This window comes from Enterobacter sp. MGH 33 (assembly GCF_000534535.1).
Classification (GTDB): Bacteria; Pseudomonadota; Gammaproteobacteria; order Enterobacterales; family Enterobacteriaceae; genus Enterobacter; species Enterobacter hormaechei_C.
In genome coordinates, this window is sequence record NZ_KI973212.1 from 994,528 (window position 1) to 1,018,211 (window position 23,684).

Annotated in this window: 21 protein-coding genes and 2 pseudogenes; 16 read left to right on the top strand and 7 right to left on the bottom strand. The window is 55.4% G+C overall.

Annotated elements, in window-relative coordinates; all coding sequences use genetic code 11:
- Positions 1-60: 60 nt before the first annotated feature.
- A complete protein-coding gene (locus L379_RS19170; protein WP_032652522.1) occupies positions 61-1,383 on the top strand; it encodes an MFS transporter in 1,323 nt (440 codons plus the stop codon).
- Here the strand turns inward: L379_RS19170 and satP are convergent.
- Complete coding sequence (satP, locus tag L379_RS19165) at positions 1,360-1,926, bottom strand: acetate uptake transporter (RefSeq protein ID WP_032652525.1); 567 nt, start codon at positions 1,924-1,926, stop codon at positions 1,360-1,362. The two genes, L379_RS19170 and satP, sit on opposite strands and share 24 nt — an antisense overlap.
- Before the next feature lie 296 nt (positions 1,927-2,222).
- On the opposite strand from satP, the gene dnaK reads away from it, so the two are divergent.
- The 4 genes from dnaK (at position 2,223) to nhaR (ending at position 7,676) form a co-directional block, all read left to right on the top strand.
- On the top strand, positions 2,223-4,136 hold the full coding sequence (dnaK, locus tag L379_RS19160; protein WP_006810169.1) for a molecular chaperone DnaK: 1,914 nt from the start codon (positions 2,223-2,225) through the stop codon (positions 4,134-4,136).
- Between the two features lie 87 nt (positions 4,137-4,223).
- Positions 4,224-5,369 (top strand): molecular chaperone DnaJ, encoded by a 1,146-nt coding sequence (gene dnaJ, locus L379_RS19155; protein ID WP_014830600.1) that lies wholly within the window; start codon positions 4,224-4,226, stop codon positions 5,367-5,369.
- 172 nt (positions 5,370-5,541) lie between these two features.
- On the top strand, positions 5,542-6,717 hold the full coding sequence (gene nhaA, locus L379_RS19150; RefSeq protein WP_017383817.1) for a Na+/H+ antiporter NhaA: 1,176 nt from the start codon (positions 5,542-5,544) through the stop codon (positions 6,715-6,717).
- A 59-nt stretch (positions 6,718-6,776) separates the two neighbouring features.
- Positions 6,777-7,676 carry a transcriptional activator NhaR gene (gene nhaR, locus L379_RS19145; protein ID WP_017694543.1) on the top strand — a complete coding sequence of 300 codons (900 nt, stop codon included), beginning with the start codon at positions 6,777-6,779 and terminating at the stop codon, positions 7,674-7,676.
- Positions 7,677-7,734: 58 nt separating this feature from the next.
- Here the strand turns inward: nhaR and rpsT are convergent, their stop codons facing one another.
- A complete protein-coding gene (rpsT, locus tag L379_RS19140) occupies positions 7,735-7,998 on the bottom strand; it encodes a 30S ribosomal protein S20 (RefSeq protein ID WP_003856458.1) in 264 nt (87 codons plus the stop codon).
- Positions 7,999-8,113: 115 nt separating this feature from the next.
- Here rpsT and L379_RS26240 point away from each other — a divergent pair.
- From L379_RS26240 to L379_RS19105, 8 genes and pseudogenes are all read left to right on the top strand, one after another.
- Positions 8,114-8,319: pseudogene (locus tag L379_RS26240) on the top strand (DUF2575 domain-containing protein); the annotation flags it as partial.
- A gap of 7 nt (positions 8,320-8,326) precedes the next feature.
- Positions 8,327-9,253: a bifunctional riboflavin kinase/FAD synthetase gene (gene ribF / locus L379_RS19135; protein ID WP_003856456.1), complete on the top strand. Its 927-nt coding sequence runs from the start codon at positions 8,327-8,329 to the stop codon at positions 9,251-9,253.
- Between the two features lie 45 nt (positions 9,254-9,298).
- Positions 9,299-12,115 (top strand): isoleucine--tRNA ligase, encoded by a 2,817-nt coding sequence (gene ileS, locus L379_RS19130; protein ID WP_032652531.1) that lies wholly within the window; start codon positions 9,299-9,301, stop codon positions 12,113-12,115.
- Positions 12,115-12,615 (top strand): signal peptidase II, encoded by a 501-nt coding sequence (lspA, locus tag L379_RS19125; RefSeq protein WP_003856452.1) that lies wholly within the window; start codon positions 12,115-12,117, stop codon positions 12,613-12,615. The genes ileS and lspA overlap by 1 nt, the downstream gene beginning before the upstream one ends.
- Positions 12,616-12,731: 116 nt before the next feature.
- Positions 12,732-13,181, top strand: coding sequence for an FKBP-type peptidyl-prolyl cis-trans isomerase (fkpB, locus tag L379_RS19120; RefSeq protein WP_015572634.1), 450 nt, complete (start codon positions 12,732-12,734; stop codon positions 13,179-13,181).
- Position 13,182: 1 nt separating this feature from the next.
- Entirely contained in the window at positions 13,183-14,133 is a 951-nt protein-coding gene (ispH, locus tag L379_RS19115; RefSeq protein WP_017383814.1) for a 4-hydroxy-3-methylbut-2-enyl diphosphate reductase, read from the top strand.
- A 156-nt stretch (positions 14,134-14,289) separates the two neighbouring features.
- On the top strand, positions 14,290-14,844 hold the full coding sequence (locus tag L379_RS19110; protein ID WP_032652534.1) for a glucose-6-phosphate isomerase family protein: 555 nt from the start codon (positions 14,290-14,292) through the stop codon (positions 14,842-14,844).
- The gene (locus L379_RS19105) at positions 14,837-15,607 is read left to right on the top strand and encodes a glucose-6-phosphate isomerase family protein (RefSeq protein ID WP_015572636.1); all 771 of its coding nucleotides are present in this window, start codon (positions 14,837-14,839) and stop codon (positions 15,605-15,607) included. Before L379_RS19110 ends, L379_RS19105 begins: the two co-directional genes overlap by 8 nt.
- 27 nt (positions 15,608-15,634) lie before the next feature.
- On the opposite strand, the gene L379_RS19100 is transcribed toward L379_RS19105, so the two are convergent.
- The 5 genes and pseudogenes from L379_RS19100 to L379_RS0123840 all read right to left on the bottom strand — a co-directional run bounded on the left by L379_RS19100 (position 15,635) and on the right by L379_RS0123840 (position 19,926).
- Positions 15,635-16,453 (bottom strand): PTS system mannose/fructose/sorbose family transporter subunit IID, encoded by an 819-nt coding sequence (locus tag L379_RS19100; protein WP_032647200.1) that lies wholly within the window; start codon positions 16,451-16,453, stop codon positions 15,635-15,637.
- Entirely contained in the window at positions 16,453-17,250 is a 798-nt protein-coding gene (locus tag L379_RS19095; RefSeq protein ID WP_032652537.1) for a PTS mannose/fructose/sorbose/N-acetylgalactosamine transporter subunit IIC, read from the bottom strand. The genes L379_RS19100 and L379_RS19095 overlap by 1 nt, the downstream gene beginning before the upstream one ends.
- A 10-nt stretch (positions 17,251-17,260) precedes the next feature.
- Positions 17,261-17,755 carry a PTS sugar transporter subunit IIB gene (locus tag L379_RS19090; protein WP_015572639.1) on the bottom strand — a complete coding sequence of 165 codons (495 nt, stop codon included), beginning with the start codon at positions 17,753-17,755 and terminating at the stop codon, positions 17,261-17,263.
- Between the two features lie 10 nt (positions 17,756-17,765).
- A complete protein-coding gene (locus L379_RS19085; RefSeq protein ID WP_032652539.1) occupies positions 17,766-18,194 on the bottom strand; it encodes a PTS sugar transporter subunit IIA in 429 nt (142 codons plus the stop codon).
- A gap of 2 nt (positions 18,195-18,196) precedes the next feature.
- Positions 18,197-19,926 (bottom strand): annotated as a pseudogene (locus L379_RS0123840) (class I mannose-6-phosphate isomerase).
- A gap of 187 nt (positions 19,927-20,113) precedes the next feature.
- On the opposite strand from L379_RS0123840, the gene L379_RS19080 reads away from it, so the two are divergent.
- The 3 genes from L379_RS19080 (at position 20,114) to carA (ending at position 23,678) form a co-directional block, all read left to right on the top strand.
- Positions 20,114-21,121, top strand: a complete 1,008-nt coding sequence (locus L379_RS19080; RefSeq protein WP_017694536.1) for a LacI family DNA-binding transcriptional regulator — start codon at positions 20,114-20,116, stop codon at positions 21,119-21,121.
- 132 nt (positions 21,122-21,253) lie between these two features.
- On the top strand, positions 21,254-22,075 hold the full coding sequence (gene dapB / locus L379_RS19075) for a 4-hydroxy-tetrahydrodipicolinate reductase (protein ID WP_015572643.1): 822 nt from the start codon (positions 21,254-21,256) through the stop codon (positions 22,073-22,075).
- A 454-nt stretch (positions 22,076-22,529) separates the two neighbouring features.
- A complete protein-coding gene (gene carA, locus L379_RS19070; RefSeq protein ID WP_032652541.1) occupies positions 22,530-23,678 on the top strand; it encodes a glutamine-hydrolyzing carbamoyl-phosphate synthase small subunit in 1,149 nt (382 codons plus the stop codon).
- Positions 23,679-23,684 lie beyond the last annotated feature (6 nt).

Here is a 23,684-nt window from a genome sequence, read left to right on the forward strand (position 1 = left end):
TAATTTTTTCTTTACGATTGCTGTAAAAAATAATCCACAACACATGCACAATGGTTCGCTATGTCACATAACACCCGACCTCTGAATCGACAGGACTACAAAACCCTCACGCTCGCTGCCCTGGGCGGCGCGCTGGAGTTTTACGACTTCATCATCTTTGTCTTCTTCGCCGCCGTTGTGGGGGCGCTGTTTTTCCCGGCGGATATTCCGGAATGGCTGCGTCAGGTACAAACCTTCGGCATTTTCGCTGCCGGCTATCTGGCGCGTCCGCTGGGCGGCATTGTCATGGCGCACTTTGGCGATCTGGTCGGGCGCAAGAAGATGTTTACCCTCAGCATCCTGCTTATGGCCGTGCCGACGCTGGCGATTGGGCTTTTGCCTACCTATGAGTCGATGGACATTATCGCCCCGTTATTGCTGCTGCTGATGCGTATTCTCCAGGGCGCGGCCATCGGCGGGGAAGTGCCGGGCGCCTGGGTGTTTGTCGCTGAGCACGTCCCGGTGCGCCGCATCGGCATTGCGTGCGGAACGCTGACCGCAGGGCTGACGATCGGGATCCTGCTTGGCTCCGTGGTTGCAACCATCATCAATACCAGCATGACGCAACAGGCCGTTCACGACTGGGGCTGGCGTATACCGTTCCTGCTGGGCGGGGCGTTTGGGCTGGTGGCAATGTACCTGCGACGCTGGTTGCAGGAGACGCCAATATTTCTGGAAATGCAGCAGCGGAAGGCGCTGGCGCAAGAACTGCCGGTGAAAACCGTAGTAGTGCGGCATAAAAAAGCGGTAGTGGTGTCGATGCTTCTGACCTGGCTGCTGTCTGCGGGGATCGTGGTGGTCATTTTGATGTCACCGGTCTGGCTGCAAAAACAGTACGGTTTTGCGCCTGCCGTGACGTTACAGGCGAACAGTATCGCGACAATTATGCTCTGCTTTGGTTGTCTGGCCGCCGGGCTGGCGGCGGATCGTTTCGGCGCAAGCGCGACCTTTATTGTCGGCAGTCTGCTTCTGGCCGCGTCGAGCTGGGCATTTTATCATCTTGCGGGCACCCATCCTGAACAGCTGTTCCTGCTATACGGTGTCGTCGGGCTGTGCGTGGGCGTCGTTGGCGCCGTACCGTACGTAATGGTCCGCGCCTTCCCGCCGGAGGTACGCTTCACTGGGATCTCTTTCTCTTATAATGTCTCGTATGCCATTTTCGGCGGGCTGACCCCGATTGTGGTGACGGTGTTGATGGGGGTGTCACCCCTTGCACCTGCGTGGTACGTGCTGGCGTTATCGCTGATGGGGCTGGTTTTGGGGGTGTGGCTTCGCCAGTCAGAGGGACGTCGTGCCCGCGACGCGGGCACGACAGAGGGATCAGTGTTTTTCACCAATCGGTAGAATGGTGCGGTCGAACTGCTCGTTCAGCACTTCACCCATGGCCAGGTAGATTGCGCTTGCGCCGCAAACCAGACCTACCCAGCCGGCAACGTGAACGATGCCTTCGTTATCCGCCAGGTGACCGATGGTCAGCAGAGCGAACAGTACGGTCAGGCTCAGGAAGACGAATTGCAGTGCGCGGTTCGCCTTAAGGGTACCGAAGAACATGAACAGGGTGAACACGCCCCACAGTCCCAGGTACACGCCCAGGAAATGGGCGTTTGCCGCCTCTGCCAGGCCCATTTTAGGCATCAGCAGAATTGCGACCAGAGTCAGCCAGAAGGAACCGTAAGAGGTAAAGGCGGTTAAGCCGAAGGTGTTGCCTTTCTTATATTCCAGCAGGCCCGCAAAGATCTGTGCGATACCGCCGTAAAAAATGCCCATCGCCAGGATAATGCCGTCCATCGGGAACATCCCGATATTGTGCAGGTTCAGCAGAATAGTGGTCATGCCAAAACCCATCAGGCCCAGCGGAGCCGGATTAGCCAACTTAGTGTTGCCCATAAGTCCTCAAAAAAATCATCATTAATATGGTGAAATGGTTAAACCCGCGCCAGTTCTACCTGACGGGGCGCGGCATCATAATGGGCGGCATCGACGCCGTCTATGATCTCACCGGGGTGAAATTAAAAAATTTTTTATCCTTCCCCCTTGATGGATGCCGTTGTGACCCCATCTTGTAAGCAACCGCAGTGTGTGGACCTGAAAAAAATCAAATCTGGGCAGTTGAAAAAGCACGTTCTGCCCTTATTACAGGTACACAACCACATGTTGACTGAATTTTTAGTGGAGACGTTTAGATGGGTAAAATTATTGGTATCGACCTGGGTACTACCAACTCTTGTGTAGCGATTATGGATGGCACTACTGCACGTGTGCTGGAGAACGCCGAGGGCGATCGCACCACGCCTTCTATCATTGCTTATACCCAGGATGGTGAAACTCTGGTTGGTCAGCCGGCTAAACGTCAGGCCGTGACAAACCCGCAAAACACCCTGTTTGCGATCAAACGCCTGATTGGCCGCCGCTTCCAGGACGAAGAAGTTCAGCGTGACGTTTCCATCATGCCTTACAAAATCATCGCAGCCGATAACGGCGATGCATGGCTTGATGTGAAAGGCACCAAAACGGCACCTCCGCAGATCTCTGCTGAAGTGCTGAAGAAAATGAAGAAAACCGCGGAAGATTACCTGGGTGAACCGGTAACTGAAGCTGTTATCACCGTACCTGCTTACTTCAACGATGCTCAGCGTCAGGCAACCAAAGATGCTGGCCGTATCGCAGGTCTGGAAGTAAAACGTATCATCAACGAACCAACCGCAGCAGCACTGGCTTACGGTCTGGATAAAGAAGTTGGCAACCGTACTATCGCGGTTTACGACCTGGGTGGTGGTACCTTCGATATCTCTATTATCGAAATCGACGACGTTGACGGCGAAAAAACCTTCGAAGTTCTGGCAACCAATGGTGATACCCACCTGGGTGGTGAAGACTTCGATACCCGTCTGATCAACTACCTCGTTGACGAGTTCAAGAAAGATCAGGGCATTGACCTGCGTAACGACCCGCTGGCCATGCAGCGACTGAAAGAAGCCGCTGAGAAAGCGAAGATCGAGCTGTCTTCCGCTCAGCAGACCGACGTGAACCTGCCGTATATCACCGCAGACGCGACCGGTCCAAAACACATGAACATCAAAGTGACCCGTGCGAAACTGGAAAGCCTGGTAGAAGACCTGGTGAACCGTTCTATCGAGCCACTGAAAGTTGCATTGCAGGACGCTGGCCTGTCCGTGTCTGACATTCAGGACGTTATCCTGGTAGGTGGTCAGACTCGTATGCCAATGGTTCAGAAGAAAGTGGCTGAGTTCTTTGGTAAAGAGCCACGTAAAGACGTGAACCCGGACGAAGCGGTTGCTATCGGTGCTGCGGTTCAGGGTGGTGTTCTGACGGGTGAAGTAAAAGACGTACTGCTGCTGGACGTTACCCCGCTGTCTCTGGGTATCGAAACCATGGGTGGCGTGATGACTCCGCTCATCAACAAAAACACCACTATCCCGACGAAACACAGCCAGGTGTTCTCTACCGCTGAAGACAACCAGTCTGCGGTAACCATCCATGTGATTCAGGGTGAGCGTAAGCGCGCGGCGGATAACAAATCTCTGGGTCAGTTCAACCTGGACGGTATTAACCCGGCACCACGCGGCATGCCACAGATCGAAGTCACCTTCGACATCGATGCTGACGGTATCCTGCATGTGTCTGCGAAAGACAAAAATAGCGGTAAAGAGCAGAAGATTACCATCAAGGCATCTTCTGGCCTGAACGAAGCGGAAATCGAAAAAATGGTTCGTGATGCCGAAGCTAACGCGGAATCCGACCGTAAGTTCGAAGAGCTGGTTCAGACCCGTAACCAGGGTGACCATCTGCTGCACAGCACCCGTAAGCAGGTTGAAGAAGCGGGCGATAAACTGCCAGCGGAAGACAAAACTGCGATCGAAACTGCACTGAGCGCGCTGGAAACGTCTCTGAAAGGCGAAGACAAAGCGGACATCGAAGCGAAGATGCAGGAGCTGGCACAGGTTTCTCAGAAGCTGATGGAAATCGCTCAGCAGCAGCACGCACAGCAGCAGGCGGGCGCTGATGCTTCCCAGAACAACGCGAAAGACGACGATGTTGTCGACGCTGAGTTCGAAGAAGTGAAAGACAAAAAATAATCGCCCTGATGCAGGGTAAGTAATCGGCACGGGCGTAGGAGAATTCTCCACGCCCGTGCTCGCATGTTAAGGGGCTTAAAAAAACCAATGGCAAAGCAAGACTATTACGAGATTTTAGGCGTTCCGAAAACTGCGGAAGAGCGTGAAATCAAAAAGGCGTATAAGCGCCTGGCCATGAAATTCCACCCTGACCGTAATCAGGGTGACAAAGAGGCTGAAGCCAAATTTAAAGAGATTAAAGAAGCCTACGAAGTCCTGACCGATGCACAAAAACGTGCGGCCTATGATCAGTACGGTCACGCGGCCTTTGAACAAGGCGGCATGGGCGGCGGTGGATTTGGTGGCGGCGGCTTCGGCGGCGGCGCTGATTTCAGCGATATCTTTGGTGATGTATTTGGCGATATCTTCGGCGGCGGACGTGGTCGTCAGCGCGCGGCGCGCGGCGCAGACCTGCGCTACAACATGGAGCTGACGCTTGAAGAAGCGGTTCGCGGCGTCACCAAAGAGATCCGTATTCCGACGCTGGAAGAGTGTGACGTTTGCCACGGCAGCGGCGCGAAAGCGGGGACTCAGCCACAGACCTGCCCAACCTGTCACGGTTCCGGTCAGGTGCAGATGCGCCAGGGCTTCTTCGCGGTGCAGCAGGCCTGTCCGCACTGTCATGGTCGCGGTACGCTGATTAAAGATCCGTGCACCAAATGCCACGGTCACGGTCGCGTGGAGAAAACCAAAACGCTGTCCGTTAAGATCCCGGCAGGCGTGGATACGGGCGACCGCATCCGTCTGGCAGGTGAGGGTGAAGCCGGCGAGCACGGCGCACCGGCAGGCGATCTGTACGTTCAGGTTCAGGTGAAGCAGCACGCCATCTTCGAGCGTGAAGGTAACAACCTGTACTGTGAAGTGCCGATCAACTTTGCGATGGCGGCGCTGGGTGGCGAAATCGAAGTGCCGACGCTGGACGGTCGCGTTAACCTGAAAATCCCTGGCGAAACCCAGACCGGGAAGCTGTTCCGCATGCGCGGCAAAGGCGTTAAATCCGTTCGCGGTGGCGCGCAGGGTGACCTTTTATGCCGCGTGGTCGTGGAAACGCCGGTCGGCCTGAACGATAAGCAGAAACAGCTGCTGAAAGAGCTTCAGGAAAGCTTTGGCGGCCCGACGGGTGAGAAAAACAGCCCGCGCTCCAAAAGCTTCTTCGATGGCGTCAAAAAATTCTTCGACGATTTAACCCGCTAACCCGCCAGCTGGTTACTATCCTTTAAAGCCCGGAAGCGATTCCGGGCTTTTTGTTTATAGCGTTATTCCTCGGTTAAACTGAATATATACCCAATATTAATCTGTTTTTACCGATCTGTTTGCGCTGATATTATGGTTTTACCGATGTATTGTTGTAAAAGAGAGTTTAAACGTGAAATTACTACACCGTTTCTTTAGCAGTGAGGCATCCGGCGGCGTCATCCTGATTATTGCTGCTGCGGCCGCCATGCTGCTCGCCAATATGGGCATGACGCGCGATCTCTATCACGCATTTCTGGAAACGCCCGTCGAGCTGAAAGTCGGGGCGCTGGAAATTAACAAGAACATGCTGCTGTGGATCAACGATGCGCTGATGGCGGTGTTCTTCCTGCTGGTGGGTCTGGAGGTTAAACGTGAGCTGGTGATCGGTTCGCTTGCCAGCCGTCAGCGCGCGGCGTTTCCGGTGATCGCGGCGATTGGCGGGATGATCGTTCCGGCGTTGCTCTTTCTCGCGTTTGCGTGGCAGGATCCGGTTGCGCGTGACGGCTGGGCGATCCCGGCTGCAACGGATATCGCGTTTGCGCTCGGGGTCTTAGCCTTGCTCGGTAGCCGCGTCCCGGTAGCACTGAAAATTTTCCTGATGGCGCTGGCGATTATCGATGACCTGGGCGCTATCGTGATTATCGCGCTGTTCTACACCAGCGATCTGTCGGTTCTGTCGCTGAGCGTGGCGGCCGTGGCTATTGTGGTGCTGGCCTTGCTGAACGTCTTCAACGTCCGACGTACGGGTATTTATATTCTGGTGGGCATGGTGCTGTGGACGGCGGTGCTGAAGTCTGGCGTGCATGCCACGCTGGCGGGCGTCATCGTTGGCTTCTTTATTCCGCTGAAGGAGCAGGACGGCAAATCGCCAGCCAGACAGCTGGAGCATGTGCTTCATCCGTGGGTGGGCTTTATGATCCTGCCGCTGTTTGCGTTTGCCAACGCGGGAGTTTCCCTGGCCGGGGTTACTCTGGACGGACTCACCTCCGTGCTGCCGCTGGGTATCATCGCCGGTCTGTTTATCGGTAAGCCGCTGGGTATCAGCCTGTTCTGCTGGCTGGCGCTGAAGCTGAAGCTGGCGTCATTGCCAAACGGGACCACCTTTAGCCAGATTATGGCCGTCGGCGTGCTGTGCGGTATTGGATTCACCATGTCGATCTTTATCTCGACGCTGGCGTTTGGCGCAAACGCGCCTGAGCTTATCGTCTGGGCAAAACTCGGCATTCTCATCGGGTCATTACTGGCCGCAGTCATTGGTTATACCTTGTTGAAGGTGAAATTGTCCGGACAGGCTGTCCAGGCATAACGGAAAACCGGGAGGAGGGGGCTCCTTCTCCCGATACACACTCAGGGAGAGAACACGCGATGTCTCATTTGAATTACAACCATCTTTATTACTTCTGGCACGTTTATAAACAGGGCTCGGTCGTGGGGGCGGCAGAAGCGCTTTACCTGACGCCACAAACCATTACCGGGCAAATCAAAGCCCTGGAAGAGCGGTTACAGGGCAAGTTGTTCAAGCGCAAGGGCCGTGGGATTGAGCCCAGTGAGTTGGGCGAGCTGGTGTTCCGCTATGCGGATAAAATGTTCACCCTGAGCCAGGAGATGCTGGATATCGTCAACTACCGCAAAGAGTCTAACCTGCTTTTTGACGTGGGGGTGGCGGATGCGCTGTCCAAACGGCTGGTGAGTGGCGTGCTGGATGCGGCGGTGGTGGAAGATGAACAGATCCATTTACGCTGCTTTGAGTCCACTCACGAGATGCTGCTGGAACAGCTGAGCCAGCATAAGCTGGATATGATTATTTCGGATTGCCCTATCGATTCCACGCAGCAGGAAGGCTTGTTCTCGGTGAAAATTGGCGAATGCGGCGTCAGTTTCTGGTGCATCAATCCGCCACCGGAAAAACCGTTTCCTGCCTGCCTGGAAGAGCGCCGCTTGCTGGTGCCGGGTCGGAGGTCCATGCTCGGACGGAAGCTGCTGAACTGGTTTAACTCGCAGGGGCTGAACGTAGAAATTCTCGGTGAGTTCGACGATGCGGCGCTGATGAAAGCCTTTGGCGAAGCGCATAACGCTATCTTCGTTGCTCCGACGCTGTACGCGCACGATCTCTATTCAGACGACAAAATAACCGAGATCGGCAGGGTGGATAACGTGATGGAAGAGTATCACGCCATATTCGCCGAAAGGATGATTCAGCACCCGGCGGTGCAGCGAATCTGCAATCGCGACTATTCGGCGCTGTTTACGCCGCCGGTAATCTGAAGACATAAAAAAACCCGCGTTAAGCGGGTTCTTTCAAACAAGCAACAACAAGTGGCGATTAAGCCAGTTTGTTGATCTGCGCGGTCAGGTTTGCTTTATGACGCGCTGCTTTGTTTTTGTGGATCAGACCTTTAGCAGCCTGACGATCCACGATTGGTTGCATTTCGTTAAATGCGTTCTGCGCTGCAGCTTTGTCGCCAGCTTCGATAGCTGCGTATACTTTCTTGATGAAAGTACGCATCATAGAGCGACGGCTTGCATTGTGCTTACGAGCCTTTTCAGACTGAACGGCACGTTTCTTAGCTGATTTGATATTAGCCAAGGTCCAACTCCCAAATATGATCTATGTGGACAATTCAAAGGCCGAGGAATATGCCCTCTATACCTTCTTTTGTCAATGGATTTGTGCAAATAAGCGCCGTTAATGTGGCGACGCTACGTTACGTAGTGATGGCGCAGGATTCTACCAGCTTGTCGTTCGTGAATACAGCTTTTCGGCGTAAAAATCGCAGTTCGCGGACAGATTTTTTTGCTGCGAAAGGTCAGCGTGATGAAATCATACGGCTTTCTGTTTAGCGTGAACAATCGCCGGTTAACCTTAACCGCTGTACAAGGTATACTTTGGCGATTTTCACTGTTTTGAGCCAGTCATGAAGCTGATACGCGGCATACATAATCTCAGTCAAGCCCCGCACGGGTGCGTGCTGACCATTGGTAATTTCGACGGCGTGCATCGTGGGCATCAGGCGCTGTTGCAGGGATTGCGTAAAGAAGGCGAGGCGCGAGGCCTGCCCGTCGTGGTGATGATTTTCGAGCCTCAGCCGCTGGAGCTGTTTGCAGGCGAGAAATCCCCCGCGCGGCTGACGCGTCTGCGTGAGAAGTTACGCTACCTGGCGGAGTCAGGGGTGGACTACGTCCTGTGCGTACGGTTCGACCGTCGTTTTGCCGCGCTGACCGCACAAAATTTTGTCAGCGACCTGTTGGTCAGGCAGCTTGGCGTGCAGTTTCTCGCCGTGGGCGATGATTTCCGCTTTGGCGCTGGTCGTCAGGGCGATTTCTTGTTATTACAGAAGGCTGGCCTGGAGTACGGGTTTGACGTCACCAGCACGATGACCTTCTGTGAGGGCGGCGTGCGCGTCAGCAGCACGGCGGTACGTCAGGCGCTGGCGAACGATGAACTGGACACGGCAGAAACGCTGCTGGGTCACCCGTTCACAATTTCAGGTCGCGTGGTCCATGGCGATGCGCTGGGCCGCACGATAGGTTTCCCGACGGCGAATATACCGCTGCGTCGTCAGGTCTCCCCGGTTAAAGGGGTCTATGCGGTGGAAGTGGCAGGACTGGGCGAGAAGCCTTTCTACGGCGTCGCCAACATTGGCACACGTCCAACGGTTGCCGGTGTGCGTCAACAGTTAGAAGTACACCTGCTGGACGTTGTAATGGACCTGTATGGTCGCCATATAGATGTGATACTGCGTAAAAAAATACGCAATGAACAGCGATTCGCTTCGCTGGATGAACTTAAAGCGCAAATCGCGCGAGATGAATTAACGGCCCGCGAGTTTTTTGGGCTTTAGAACCGGCTTAACTGCCTACGTGATAAATACGGAACCGAGAATCTGATGAGTGACTATAAATCAACCCTGAATTTGCCGGAAACAGGGTTCCCGATGCGCGGCGATCTCGCCAAGCGTGAACCGGGAATGCTGGCGCGTTGGACCGATGATGACCTGTACGGCATCATTCGTGCAGCCAAAAAAGGCAAAAAAACCTTCATTCTGCATGATGGCCCTCCATATGCGAATGGCAGCATTCATATTGGTCACTCTGTAAACAAGATTCTGAAAGACATTATCGTGAAGTCCAAAGGACTCGCGGGATATGACTCGCCTTACGTTCCGGGCTGGGACTGCCATGGTCTGCCAATCGAGCTGAAAGTTGAGCAAGAGTACGGTAAGCCGGGTGAGAAGTTCACCGCCGCAGAATTCCGCGCGAAATGCCGCGAATACGCTGCCACCCAGGTTGACGGTCAGCGCGCTGACTTCATCCGTCTGGGCGTGCTGGGTGACTGGTCGCATCCGTACCTGACCATGGACTTCAAAACCGAAGCCAACATCATCCGAGCGCTGGGTAAAATCATCGGCAACGGTCACCTGCACAAAGGCGCGAAGCCGGTGCACTGGTGCGTCGACTGCCGCTCTGCGCTGGCAGAAGCGGAAGTGGAGTATTACGACAAAACCTCGCCTTCTATCGACGTGGCCTTCGAAGCGGTCGATCAGGATGCGATCAAAGCTAAATTTGGTCTGCCTGGTGTAAGCGGCCCGATCTCTCTGGTGATCTGGACCACCACCCCGTGGACGCTGCCTGCTAACCGCGCGATCTCCCTCTCTGGCGAGTTTGAGTATGCGCTGGTGCAGATTGATGGCCGTGCGGTTATCCTGGCGAAAGACCTGGTCGAAAGCGTGCTGAAACGCGCGAACATCACCGATTACACCGTGCTGGGCACCGTAAAAGGTGACGCGCTGGAACTGATGCGCTTCAAACACCCGTTCCTGGACTTCGACGTTCCGGCGATCCTGGGCGACCACGTCACGCTGGACGCGGGTACCGGTGCGGTGCATACCGCCGGTGGCCACGGTCCTGACGACTACAACATCAGCCTGAAATATGGTCTGGAAATCGCTAACCCGGTTGGTCCGGACGGCTCTTACCTGCCAGGCACGTACCCGGCGCTGGACGGCATCAACGTCTTTAAAGCTAACGACATCATCGTTGACATGCTGCGCACCAGCGGCGCGCTGCTGCACGTTGAGAAAATGCAGCACAGCTATCCGTGCTGCTGGCGTCACAAGACCCCGATCATCTTCCGTGCGACCCCGCAGTGGTTCATCAGCATGGATCAGAAAGGCCTGCGCGCCCAGTCTCTGAAAGAGATCAAAGGCGTGCAGTGGATCCCTGACTGGGGCCAGGCGCGTATCGAATCCATGGTGGCTAACCGTCCTGACTGGTGTATCTCCCGTCAGCGCACCTGGGGCGTGCCGATGTCTCTGTTCGTACATAAAGAGACGCAGGAGCTGCACCCGAACACTCTGGAACTGATGGAAGAAGTGGCGAAGCGCGTCGAAGTTGACGGCATTCAGGCGTGGTGGGATCTCGACGCCCGCGACATCCTGGGCGCTGACGCAGACAGCTACGAGAAAGTGCCGGATACCCTGGACGTGTGGTTCGATTCCGGGTCTACCCACTCCTCCGTGGTTGATGTGCGTCCGGAGTTTGCTGGTCACGCTGCCGATATGTATCTGGAAGGGTCTGACCAACACCGCGGCTGGTTCATGTCATCGCTGATGATCTCCACCGCCATGAAGGGTAAAGCACCTTACCGCCAGGTATTGACCCACGGCTTCACCGTGGATGGTCAGGGCCGTAAGATGTCCAAATCTATCGGTAACACCGTTTCTCCGCAGGACGTGATGAACAAACTGGGCGCGGACATTCTGCGTCTGTGGGTGGCCTCTACCGACTACACCGGCGAAATGGCGGTCTCTGATGAGATCCTGAAACGTGCTGCTGACAGCTATCGTCGTATTCGTAACACCGCGCGCTTCCTGCTGGCGAACCTGAACGGGTTCGATCCGGTAAAAGACATGGTGAAGCCGGAAGAGATGGTTGTGCTCGATCGCTGGGCGGTAGGCTGCGCGAAAGCGGCGCAGGAAGATATTCTTAAAGCCTATGAGTCTTACGACTTCCACGAAGTGGTGCAGCGCCTGATGCGCTTCTGCTCCATCGAGATGGGCTCGTTCTACCTCGACATCATCAAAGACCGCCAGTACACCGCGAAAGCGGACAGCGTGGCGCGTCGTAGCTGCCAGACCGCGCTGTTCCACATCGCAGAAGCGCTGGTGCGCTGGATGGCACCGATCATGTCCTTCACCGCGGATGAAATCTGGGGCTACCTGCCGGGCGACCGTGAGAAGTATGTCTTCACCGGCGAGTGGTACGAAGGTCTGTTCGACCTCTCCAGCACTGAAGCAATGAACGATGCCTTCTGGGACGAGCTGCTGAAAGTGCGCGGCGAAGTGAACAAGGTTATCGAGCAGGCGCGTGCGGACAAGAAAGTCGGTGGCTCTCTGGAAGCGACGGTGACCCTGTACGCCGAACCGGAGCTGGCGGCCAAACTGACCGCGCTGGGCGATGAATTACGATTTGTCCTGTTGACCTCCGGTGCGAAAGTTGCGGATTATGCCGAAGCTATTGCTGATGCTCAGCAGAGCGAGCTGCTCAAAGGCCTGAAGGTCGCACTGAGCAAAGCCGACGGTGAGAAATGCCCGCGTTGCTGGCATTACACCACCGATGTTGGCCAGGTGGCGGAACACGCAGACATCTGCGGACGCTGTGTAAGCAACGTCGCCGGTGACGGCGAAAAACGTAAGTTTGCCTGATGAGTAAAACTCTCTGTTCAACAGGACTGCGCTGGCTGTGGCTGGTGGTGGTGGTGCTGATTATTGATTTGGGCAGCAAGTTCCTGATCCTCCAGAATTTCGCTCTGGGGGATACGGTCCCGCTGTTTCCGTCGCTTAACCTGCACTATGCCCGCAACTATGGTGCGGCGTTTAGTTTCCTTGCCGACAGCGGTGGCTGGCAGCGCTGGTTCTTCGCGGGTATCGCTATCGGTATCTGCGTCGTGCTGGCGGTGCTGATGTACCGCTCAAAGGCCACGCAAAAGCTGAATAACATCGCCTACGCGCTGATCATTGGCGGCGCGCTGGGTAACCTGTTTGACCGCCTGTGGCACGGCTTTGTGGTCGATATGATCGATTTCTACGTCGGCGACTGGCACTTCGCGACCTTTAACCTCGCCGATAGCGCAATATGCGTTGGTGCGGCGTTAATCGTGCTGGAAGGCTTCTTGCCTAAACCGGCCGCGAAAGAGCAGGCGTAACAAAACCAGCCGGGTGACGCGTAGCGATCCCGGCCTACAGAATTTGTGGCCCCCGTAGGCCCGGTAAGCGTAGCGCCACCGGGCAACAGGTGACCCAAAACAAGCGAGCAATTTGCATGTCTAAATCCGTACAGAGCAACAGCGCGGTTCTCGTTCATTTCACGCTGAAGCTGGATGACGGCTCCACGGCCGAATCCACCCGCAACAATGGCAAACCGGCGCTGTTTCGTCTGGGTGACACCTCCCTGTCTGAAGGCCTTGAGCAGCAGCTTCTGGGTCTGAAAGAGGGCGAGAAAAAAGCGTTTTCGCTGGAGCCGGATGCGGCATTTGGCGTGCCAAGCCCGGACCTGATCCAGTATTTCTCGCGTCGTGAGTTTATGGATGCGGGTGAACCAGAAATCGGGGCGATTATGCTCTTTACCGCTATGGACGGCAGCGAAATGCCTGGCGTGATCCGAGAAATCAACGGCGATTCTATCACCGTCGATTTCAACCATCCGCTTGCCGGGCGTACCGTTCATTTTGATGTCGAAGTGCTGGAGATCGATCCGGCACTGGAGGAGTAAAATGCAGATCCTGTTGGCTAACCCGCGCGGCTTCTGCGCCGGTGTAGACCGCGCTATCAGCATTGTTGAAAACGCGCTGGAGATTTACGGCGCGCCGATTTACGTGCGTCACGAAGTGGTGCACAACCGTTACGTGGTCGACAGCCTGCGCGAGCGCGGTGCGATTTTTATCGAGCAGATCAGCGAAGTGCCGGACGGCGCAATCCTCATCTTCTCCGCGCACGGCGTCTCTCAGGCGGTACGCAACGAGGCGAAAAGCCGCGATCTGACCGTATTCGATGCCACCTGTCCGTTAGTGACAAAAGTGCATATGGAAGTGGCGCGCGCCAGCCGTCGTGGTGAAGAGTCAATTCTGATTGGTCACGCCGGTCACCCGGAAGTTGAAGGCACCATGGGCCAGTACAGCAACCCGGAAGGGGGCATGTATCTGGTTGAGTCACCGGAAGATGTCTTTACGCTGGACGTGAAAAACGAAGCCCGTCTGTCGTTTATGACCCAGACGACGCTTTCCGTAGACGACACCTCAGACGTGATTGACGCCCTGCGCCAGCGCTTCCCGAAAATCGTCGGGCCGCGCAAAGATGATATCTGCTATGCAACCACCAACCGTCAGGAAGCCGTACGCGCCCTGGCTGAACAGGCGGATGTGGTGCTGGTGGTCGGCTCGAAAAACTCCTCTAACTCCAACCGACTGGCCGAACTGGCGCAGCGTATGGGGAAAGCAGCTTTTCTGATCGACGACGCAACGGACATTCAGGAAGCGTGGGTGAAAAACGCGGCCTGCGTCGGTGTTACCGCAGGCGCTTCAGCGCCGGATATCCTGGTGCAAAACGTCATTGCCCGCCTGCAAGAGCTGGGCGGTGGCGAAGCGGTGCCGCTGGAAGGCCGTGAAGAGAACATTGTCTTCGAAGTGCCGAAAGAGCTGCGAATCGACGCCCGCGAAGTGGAATAATGTCCTCTCAATCTTCAAAATGCCGGTGGCGAAAGCCTCCGGCATTTTTGTTTCTGGTTAACTGTGATTCACCATCAATATTGACGCTTTTATCACTAGGTTAATCGTTTAATCTGCCATCATGATATTGCTGTTCTCCTCGGGCCGGAGAGCGATATGAATTCAGACATCTTTATGCCACCTCAGTTGACGTGGGCTACCGGCGCGCTAGCCGGCGGGCCGCTTATCCGCAAAACGACTCGTCTTGCGGATCTTCCTGGGATCTTCGCAGACGGCGAGGCGTGGAAGTGCGGCAATCCTCAAAAAAGTGTGTATGACGTAGACGTACTGGGCTCGCCCGTAGGGGAAGGGGCACTCTTCGTTGGGGTAACTCACCTGCGTGCGGGTAACGTGGGCGATGAGTTCTTTATGACTCGCGGTCATTTTCATCAGCGCCGCGAACAGGGGGAGGTCTATTTTGGCCTGCGCGGATGTGGCTTGTTGCTGCTGCAAACGGAGGCGGGCGACGCGCGGCTTGAGCAGGTGACGGCTGGCTCCGTGCATATTATTCCTCCTTTTACAGCGCATCGTTTGATTAACACTGGCAACGAGACGCTATCCTCCCTTGCCGTCTGGCCGAGCATTGCGGGACACGACTATGCGGCGCTGGCAGAGGGCTTCACCCTGCGGATCTTTGCCTCCGGGGAAGGTTACGAGGTGCGCCATGGCTAACTATGGCCTTGATATGACCATCACCCGTCAGCCGCTCGGTTTTTGCTACGGAGAGGATGTTACCGGGCCGATGCCGGAGATCAGAACGCTGGATCAGATCCGCCCGTCGCTGCGCAATCCGGACTGCGAAGGGCCTGAACAGGTATATGCCATCGCGATGGACGTGGCGCGTCTGGCGGACAGGCCGGAGCTCGAAAAACGCATGCTGCTTTTTGGTGTGGTCACCTACGCGGCAGGCACGCTTGGCGATGAGCCGGTCCGCAGCCAGGGACATGTTCACCGTATTAGCCAGCACAGCGGATGGTCGCCCCCTGAGCTGTACGAAATCTGGCAGGGTAAAGCGATTATCTACATGCAGGAGTATGTGGACGACGATCCGGGACGATGTTTTGCGGTACTCGCGGGGCCGGGTGAAAAGGTACTGGTCCCTCCCGGATGGGGCCATGCGACGATTTCGGCCTCGCCCAATGAGCCGCTGACGTTTGGTGCGTGGTGCGATCGGGAATATGGCTTTGAGTATGAGGCCGTTCGTGCACGAAAAGGTCTGGCCTGGTATCCCTTAGTTCAGGGTAATCATATTGTCTGGCAGCATAACAGTCACTACAGACCAGGGCGCTTGCAGATGATTACGCCGAGAAGTTATCCGGAATTTGGCATTACTGATGCGCCTGTTTATCAGCAGTTTATTGATGACCCCGCACGGTTCCAGTTTATTTCGCGTCCGGATAAAGTCGCAGAACTGTGGAATAACTTCCATCCATAAAGAAGCCGGGGCATTGCCCCGGTTTTCTTATCCTGCAAACAAACCGGACGCCACGCCAAGCGCTGCCAGTATAAGCAGCAATATCATGGCTTTTACCGGCGACACGCCGCGTTTTGCCATCAGATACCAGGTCCCCAGCACCACCGCCAGCGGAAGCAGCTGCGGGAAAATACCGTCCAGCATCTGCTGAACGTGAATGTTAACCCCGTCCCGGGTGATGAACTCCAGCCCGGTGCCGAGCTTCACGTAGCTGGCCGCCACGCCGCCCATGACAAATACGCCCAGTAGCGAGAGCGCTTCCCGTAGCCGGGTAGATTTGCTGCTGACCAGCATCTCCACGGAGCCTGATCCCATCTGGTAGCCTTTGAGAAACAGGAACCAGGAGCCAGGGATAATGATGGCCAGCCAGGCAACGGTATAAAACAGTGGACCGAGGATATTTCCGCCTGCCGCCAGCGCCATCCCAATGCTAAGCAGGATCGGGATCAGCATGCCGGGGATCATCGAATCGCCGATCCCGGCAATTGGCCCCATCAGGCCTACCTTCAGGGTATTTATGGTTTCACCGTCAATCGGCTCGCCGTTGGCTTTTTTCTCCTCCAGCCCCAGCGCCATACCGTTAACGATCGCGCCAATCTGTGGCTCCGTGTTGTAGAACGACGCGTGACGGCGCAGCATCTCGGTACGTTGTACCGGGTCGGGATAGAGCTTTTTTGCGACCGGCAGCATGCTCAGGCAAAAGCCGAAGGATTCAAGGCGTTCAAAGCTCATTGAGGAGAGGTTGTGCATCATCCACGCTCGCCAGCAGCGGCGCAGATCCTTGCGGCTGAGTTTACGTTCTTCCATCAGAATTCATCCTCGTTGTCAGGGACAGGTGCTGAAGCCACGGCCTGCGGTGCCTCGGGTTTATAGTTGTAATGAATCAGTGCCAGCAGGGCGCCCACGATCACCAGCGCGACCATATTGAGTTTCAGGAAAACGATGCAAACGAAGCCCACCAGAAAGTAGATGAGCATGGTATAGCTTTTGATGATCTGCTTAAGCAGGATGGCAATACCGACGGCGGGCAAGATGCCGCCCAGCACATTCATGGTGGAGAGGACGATGTGCGGCAGGCTGTCCATAAACCCGCTAATGTACTGTGCGCCAAAAAAGACGGCGATAAAGGTAGGCACAAAGCGCAGCACAAAATTCATCGCCTGCGGCCAGATGGCGCTGTTGAGGTAGATCCCGCGCTCGTCGCCGTTCTCCAGCGCCACATCCGCACGATGGTTCCAGAAGGAGTTCAGCACCATCATCGCATTGAAGAGAATGGTTCCGGCGATCCCAATAGTCGCCGCCAGCGCGACGGCAACCTCAGGTCCTTTGCCGGAAAGTATTCCCAGTGCAATGGCCGGATAAGCCACAAAGTTTAAATCTGCTGGCATCGAGCCGCCGGGTGTCACCATTGCGATATAAACCGCCTGCACCGCTACGCCAATCATAATCCCGGTTTTGATATCGCCCAGGATCAGGCCAACCAGCATCCCGGAAATGAGCGGTCGGGAGATGAGATACCAGCCGCCCGTCAGCCCTAAAAGCCACGGACTACTGAGTGCGCCCAGATAACACAGCAGGCCAATTAAAGCCGCTTCGATAATCATGATCTGCTCCTTATTTCAGCTTTTGTCTGGCATCCTGCCAGGTATAAAAACTGGCATCAGGAACCAGGCGGAATTCAATCGCGTGTCCCTGCCCGGTCAGCCACTCGAACGCCGCCGCTTCATCCTGGGTTACCGATTGATTCGGGCCGATGGTGATCGTGTTAGCCCGGGCGCTCATCGGGCCCACGTTAATTTTTCCGTTGCTGTTTTTCAGGCTAATGCCCGCCTGCTCAATGCGCTGTAGCGTGAGTGGAGATTTGCCAATCACGAAATAGCGCTTTTCGCTGGCAATCACTTTTGGCAGTTTTTCGATCGCGGTTGCCGTATCGAACAGCCACACTTTAGTATCTGATACGGCTCCTTTCATGACCGACGATAACAGCGGATCGGCCGCAACGGCATCGTCAATGGCAACGATGCCGTCGCAGGGCAGCTCCCTGGCCCAGCGTGTAATGAGCTGCCCGTGGATCACGCGATCGTCAATGCGTACAAAAGAAATACTCATATGCGGCTCCTTAAAAATCGTCTGTCTGTGCAGTATCTGCCGGTTTCGCCTGTACCAGCGTCGGCAGAGTAAGTTCGATAAGCTGCCCGGCAGCCTGATGAACATCGCGAGCCATCATCACCTCATCGGTTTGCAGCAGCATCGGGAAGTTGACTCCAGCCACCACGGCGACCGGCGGCTGCGTATGTGGGTTAAACGCGGCCTCACAGGCCACGTTCCACGGCGTGCCGCTTTGCATGTCGCACAGCACCAGCACGCCGTCAGCGTTGACGCTTGCCGCTTCCAGTGTGGAGATGAAATCCTGCCGGAAGCCCTCTATTCCCGCCTGTTCGGTCAGACAAATGGCGTGTATGCCGGGGAGCTCGCCGTATACCATCCGGCCGCTCTCCAGCAGCGCGGCGGCTAACGGCCCATGAGTGGCGACAATAAAATGAATCATCGTTAGCTCCTTACCCAGGCTTTGATAGTCGCGAGGGGGTGTCCGGAAGCACGGGCTGAAGGTGAAATGCGATAGTCACCTACGCTTGCCGGAATGATGAAGGTTTCGGCGTAATGGACGGTAAACGGCTCAAATGCACCGGTTGGGCTGTCGACAATTGCTTCGTCGCCCTCTACCAGATTCAGCACGTTCACGCCGCCGCCGGTGTGGTGCAAAACGGGTTCGCTAAACCAGTGGCGGCGGGTTTCGATAAATTCACGCTCGTGCAGGCCAGTACGCTCTTCACGCCAGCCGTTTCCTTCCGCGACAGGTTCGAACTGATTCACCAGATGCTGATGAACCCACTGCGCGTCGCGCTGCCAGTCGATCACCTTTTCACCGTGCTCCAGGTGTACCGGGCGCGGCAGCCCGTCCAGGCCCAGGCGGCCCCAGTCCCACAGTTTGAAGGTGAAAATATACGGCGTAGCGCTGATCTCCAGCACCATGGTTCCCGCGCCGGAGCAGTGCACCGTCCCAGCCGGGATCAGGAAATGATCGTGCTTTTTTGCCGGGATCTGATTAACGAAGCGGTCGTCATCAAACGGTTTTTCACCGCGACCCGCGCGCCTGAGATCGTCCATCATGGCCTCAGGGTCTGTGCCGGTTTTGGTCCCCAGATAGACGACGGCACCCGGCTCCGCTTCCAGAATGTAATAACTCTCATCCTGGGTATAGTGCATCCCAAACTGCTGCTGGATGTACTCGGTAATGGGGTGGACCTGGAAGCTCAGATTCTGGCCACCCATGGTGTCGAGGAAGTCAAAACGGATCGGGAATTCCGCGCCGAAACGTGCGTGAACTTTCTCGCCCAGCAGAGCACGGGGCTCAAGCAAAACCAGATCCTGAGAGGGGATCTCGATCCGCACTGCGCCAAAACGCAGTAACAGGCTGTTCTCCTCGGGCACGCAGTCAAAACACCACGCGTAATTGGGTGCAGAGGGATCGAGATCGAATTGCTGTTTCATCCACTGGCCGCCCCAGACGCCAGGATCGAAAAAGGGCGCCACGCGGAAAGGCTGGGTGGTAGTTTGCTTCAGCCCGGCTCGCAGGGCCTCGCCGCTGACCATCGCGGGCTGGTTCGTCTGGGTTGTATCCAGTAAAAAATCGGTGCGCCTGAGCAGCGGCGTTTTGTGGCGATCGAGACAAAAAAGGCGCGCTTGTAGCGACGAAGCATATCTTCCTGCTGATTATCTGCGCCCCAGTTCCCAGTCTCACCCCGGCGCATACGCTGCTGGATCTCCCAGCGCGGCAGATCGGCATACACCAGCACATCACCCGGATGGACAAGCGTCGCACCGGGACCGTAGATCACAATCAGCCCCCCGGAACACTGGCTCACCCGAACCTGCAACGCCTCCAGACGCGCGGGATCGAAAAACTCTCCAAGCTGGTGGCAGGAGAGAACGCCAAAGACGCGATCGTCTGTGAGGTTGCGTGCCAGCATCTCATGAATGGCACACTCATCCCGTCGCACCTGTTCAGCATTGATCGCCAGCGTCGGGCGTAGACGCGGCAGCACGTTCTCTTCAAGCTCGGTCATGCGCACGCCCGGATAGCAGTCAATCACCAGCACCGTGCGGCTGCGCTGTTGGGTTTTTGACTCAAGAACGCGGGTTATTGCTTCCCAGCCTTGCCAGGCGCTGTCATCAAAACCCTGTATCGCCACCGTGGGGAATTTGTCGTAGGTTGTCATTGAATCCTCCGTAATCGTTATTTAAGGTTATTCGATTAACCGTATTTGAGAAGAGTGGTTAACGCGATTAACCCGCCATAAATGCGAATCGAATCCAGAACAACAGCGGTAATGTGAAGAGTCTCACAGGGAAAAATGCAAAAAACAGGTTATTCGATTAACCTGTAGTGATGATGAAGGAGACAACATGACGGGAATTACACTGGCCGATGTCGCGAAACGCGCCGGCGTGTCAACGGCGACGGTCTCGATGGTGCTCTGCAACAAAGGCCGCATTTCGCAAAGCACGCGCGAACGTGTGCTTAAGGCGCTGGATGAATCCGGCTATGTCTATAACCAGACGGCAGCCAATTTACGTAACCGCAGCAGTAACCAGGTCGGGCTGCTCTTGCACGATATCACCAACCCTTTTTATAGCGAGATGACGGCAGGGCTAAGTCATGAAATGGAGCGCCACGAGCTGATGCTTTTTCTGGCGAATAGCGAGGAATCGGCAGAGCGACAGCAAAAATTTGTTGATTCACTGATGCGTAATAACGTCGGCGGTATGGTGCTGTGTGCGGCTCGGGAAACGCCCCAGGCCTTTTTTGAGGGTCTGAAGCGGCGCAATATTCCGGCTATCATGGTTGTGCGCCCGCTGAACGATCCGGATTTTGATTTTGTCGGAACGGATAACTTCTTAGGCACGCAGATGGCGACGGAGCATCTGCTCAGAATGGGCCATCGGCACATTGCGTTCATTGGAGGGAGTCAGAATTCGGGCTCTCGGGCGCAGCGTATCGGGGGCTTTACCAGCAAGCTGCTGGAATACGGCGTGACGCCGAATCCTGCCTGGATCAGAACCTCTCACGCCAGCCAAAGCGACGGCGCGCGCGTGGCAGAGGCGTTACTTCTCGAGCATCCACACATCAGTGCGGCAATTTGCTATCAGGATGTTGTGGCGCTGGGGGTGATGCAAAGCTTACGCAAGATGGGCCGTGAGCCGGGATGTGATTTTGCGCTGGTCGGTTTCGATGATATTACCGAAGCGGCTCTGGTGCAGCCCGCATTGACCACCGTATCGGTGGCGGCGAAAGAGATTGGTCGTAAGGCAGGGGAGTTACTTTACAGCCGCATACAGGGCAACGACGAACCCGCCAAACGAATCATTCTGCCGCCTGCGCTGGTGGTGCGGGAATCATGTGGTTTTCGCTGACGATCATGTCTTTCACTGATATCTCACCCTGTTTATCATTAAATTCTAATTATCGGCGTTTTCTGTGGCAGCCTGTGCAAAGGCTGGTTAATCTGAAAACGATTTACATCATTTTAACGTAAGAGAATAACTATGCATGATGCACAGATCCGCGTCGCCATTGCGGGCGCGGGCGGACGTATGGGCCGTCAGCTGATTCAGGCGGCACTACAGATGGATGGCGTGGCGCTTGGCGCGGCGCTGGAGCGTGAAGGTTCATCGCTTTTGGGAGCCGATGCAGGCGAGCTGGCAGGCGCAGGTCAGACGGGCGTTACCGTGCAGAGCAGCCTTGAGGCGGTGAAAGAAGACTTTGACGTGTTTATCGATTTTACCCGCCCTGAAGGCACGTTGGCTCACCTGGCGTTTTGCCGTCAGCACGGTAAAGGGATGGTGATTGGCACCACCGGTTTTGACGAGGTCGGTAAGCAAGCCATTCAGGATGCGTCCACTGAGATTGCGATTGTCTTTGCGGCAAACTTTAGCGTGGGGGTAAACGTCATGCTGAAACTGCTGGAGAAGGCGGCGAAGGTGATGGGCGAATACACCGACATTGAAATCGTCGAAGCGCACCATCGCCACAAAGTCGATGCTCCGTCAGGCACGGCGCTGGCAATGGGCGAAGCGATTGCGTGTGCAATGGATAAAGATTTGAAAGACATCGCGGTCTATTCTCGCGAAGGCCACACTGGCGAGCGCGTGCCTGGCACCATTGGGTTTGCCACCGTTCGCGCGGGTGATATCGTCGGTGAACATACCGCTATGTTCGCCGATATTGGCGAAAGGATCGAAATCACTCATAAAGCATCCAGCCGCATGACATTTGCAAACGGGGCGGTACGTTCGGCATTGTGGCTGAAAGGTAAGCGTAATGGTCTTTTTGATATGCGAGATGTCCTCGAACTCAACAATTTGTAAGCATTATTACCCTTCGTGATGTGGTTATTGCAGTCGTAATTAATTGATTGCATAGGGCAATATTTTATTGCCCTTTTATTTTGTCTGTTTGGGGTGTTTATTGTGTCTAACTGATTTAAAGTAAGTGTTTTCTCGATAATTTCTGTTGTTGAACTGTAAATTTTGACCATTTGGTCCACTTTTTATTCCTGCAAGACGTTTCTTTCTATTAAACTGCATACGCAAGCGGTTTCCACAGTGATTTAGTTGATCTTTTTGCCGCTTAATCTGAGTTCAGACCTCCAGGCTTGCAAAAGAATATACAAAACTCCCGTTTTAAGTTGACTTTTACATGGCAAATCCCCAGAATGCCGCCGTTTGCCAAAAATCCGCTGGCAACACATTTGCATTGATCCATGACATGGTTATGAATTAATATGCAAATAAAGTGAGTGAATATTCTCTGGAGGGTGTTTTGATTAAGTCAGCGCTATTGGTTCTGGAAGACGGAACCCAGTTTATCGGTCGGGCCATAGGGGCAACGGGTTCGGCGGTTGGGGAAGTCGTTTTCAATACTTCAATGACCGGTTATCAAGAAATCCTCACTGATCCTTCCTATTCTCGCCAAATCGTTACTCTTACTTATCCTCATATCGGCAATGTCGGCACCAATGCGGCTGACGAAGAATCCTCTCAGGTACATGTGCAAGGCCTGGTCATTCGCGACCTGCCGCTGATTGCCAGCAACTTCCGCAACACCGAAGACCTCTCTTCTTACCTGAAGCTCCACAACATTGTGGCGATTGCCGATATCGATACCCGTAAGCTGACGCGTCTGCTGCGCGAGAAGGGTGCACAAAACGGTTGTATCATCGCAGGGGATAACCTCGATGCGACGCTGGCGCTGGAAAAAGCGAAAGCCTTCCCGGGACTGAACGGTATGGACCTGGCGAAAGAAGTGACCACCGCTGAAGCCTACAGCTGGACGCAGGGAAGCTGGACGCTGGAAGGCGACCTGCCGGAAGCGAAACCGGAAAGCGAGCTGCCGTTCCACGTGGTGGCCTATGATTTTGGCGCCAAGCGCAACATCCTGCGTATGCTGGTTGACCGTGGCTGCCGCCTGACGGTCGTCCCGGCACAAACGTCTGCGGAAGATGTTCTGAAGATGAACCCGGACGGCATCTTCCTCTCTAACGGTCCTGGCGACCCGGCGCCGTGCGACTACGCTATCGACGCCATCAAGTCCTTCCTTGAAACCGACATCCCGGTATTCGGCATCTGTCTCGGCCATCAGCTGCTGGCGCTGGCGAGCGGAGCGAACACCGTCAAGATGAAGTTTGGCCACCACGGTGGTAACCACCCGGTGAAAGATATCGACAACAACACGGTGATGATCACCGCTCAGAACCACGGCTTCGCTGTGGATGAAGCGACGATGCCGGCTAACCTGCGCGTGACGCATAAGTCACTGTTCGATGGTACCTTGCAGGGTATCCATCGCACCGATAAGCCTGCGTTCAGCTTCCAGGGCCACCCTGAAGCCAGCCCGGGCCCACACGATGCCGCGCCGCTGTTCGATCACTTCATCGAACTTATCGAGCAATACCGTAAGACCGCTAAATAATCAGGA

Bases quoted from the DNA above. Each gene is read 5' to 3' on its own strand.
- ileS (WP_032652531.1), top strand. From the start codon at position 9,299: ATGAGTGACTATAAATCAACCCTGAATTTGCCGGAAACAGGGTTCCCG.
- L379_RS19170 (WP_032652522.1), top strand. From the start codon at position 61: ATGTCACATAACACCCGACCTCTGAATCGACAGGACTACAAAACCCTC.
- L379_RS19095 (WP_032652537.1), bottom strand. From the start codon at position 17,250: ATGATTATCGAAGCGGCTTTAATTGGCCTGCTGTGTTATCTGGGCGCA.
- nhaR (WP_017694543.1), top strand. From the start codon at position 6,777: ATGTCTCATTTGAATTACAACCATCTTTATTACTTCTGGCACGTTTAT.
- dnaK (WP_006810169.1), top strand. From the start codon at position 2,223: ATGGGTAAAATTATTGGTATCGACCTGGGTACTACCAACTCTTGTGTA.
- L379_RS19085 (WP_032652539.1), bottom strand. From the start codon at position 18,194: ATGATTCATTTTATTGTCGCCACTCATGGGCCGTTAGCCGCCGCGCTG.
- L379_RS19100 (WP_032647200.1), bottom strand. From the start codon at position 16,453: ATGGAAGAACGTAAACTCAGCCGCAAGGATCTGCGCCGCTGCTGGCGA.
- ribF (WP_003856456.1), top strand. From the start codon at position 8,327: ATGAAGCTGATACGCGGCATACATAATCTCAGTCAAGCCCCGCACGGG.
- fkpB (WP_015572634.1), top strand. From the start codon at position 12,732: ATGTCTAAATCCGTACAGAGCAACAGCGCGGTTCTCGTTCATTTCACG.
- L379_RS19080 (WP_017694536.1), top strand. From the start codon at position 20,114: ATGACGGGAATTACACTGGCCGATGTCGCGAAACGCGCCGGCGTGTCA.
- dapB (WP_015572643.1), top strand. From the start codon at position 21,254: ATGCATGATGCACAGATCCGCGTCGCCATTGCGGGCGCGGGCGGACGT.
- L379_RS19090 (WP_015572639.1), bottom strand. From the start codon at position 17,755: ATGAGTATTTCTTTTGTACGCATTGACGATCGCGTGATCCACGGGCAG.
- lspA (WP_003856452.1), top strand. From the start codon at position 12,115: ATGAGTAAAACTCTCTGTTCAACAGGACTGCGCTGGCTGTGGCTGGTG.
- L379_RS19105 (WP_015572636.1), top strand. From the start codon at position 14,837: ATGGCTAACTATGGCCTTGATATGACCATCACCCGTCAGCCGCTCGGT.
- satP (WP_032652525.1), bottom strand. From the start codon at position 1,926: ATGGGCAACACTAAGTTGGCTAATCCGGCTCCGCTGGGCCTGATGGGT.
- L379_RS19110 (WP_032652534.1), top strand. From the start codon at position 14,290: ATGAATTCAGACATCTTTATGCCACCTCAGTTGACGTGGGCTACCGGC.
- dnaJ (WP_014830600.1), top strand. From the start codon at position 4,224: ATGGCAAAGCAAGACTATTACGAGATTTTAGGCGTTCCGAAAACTGCG.
- ispH (WP_017383814.1), top strand. From the start codon at position 13,183: ATGCAGATCCTGTTGGCTAACCCGCGCGGCTTCTGCGCCGGTGTAGAC.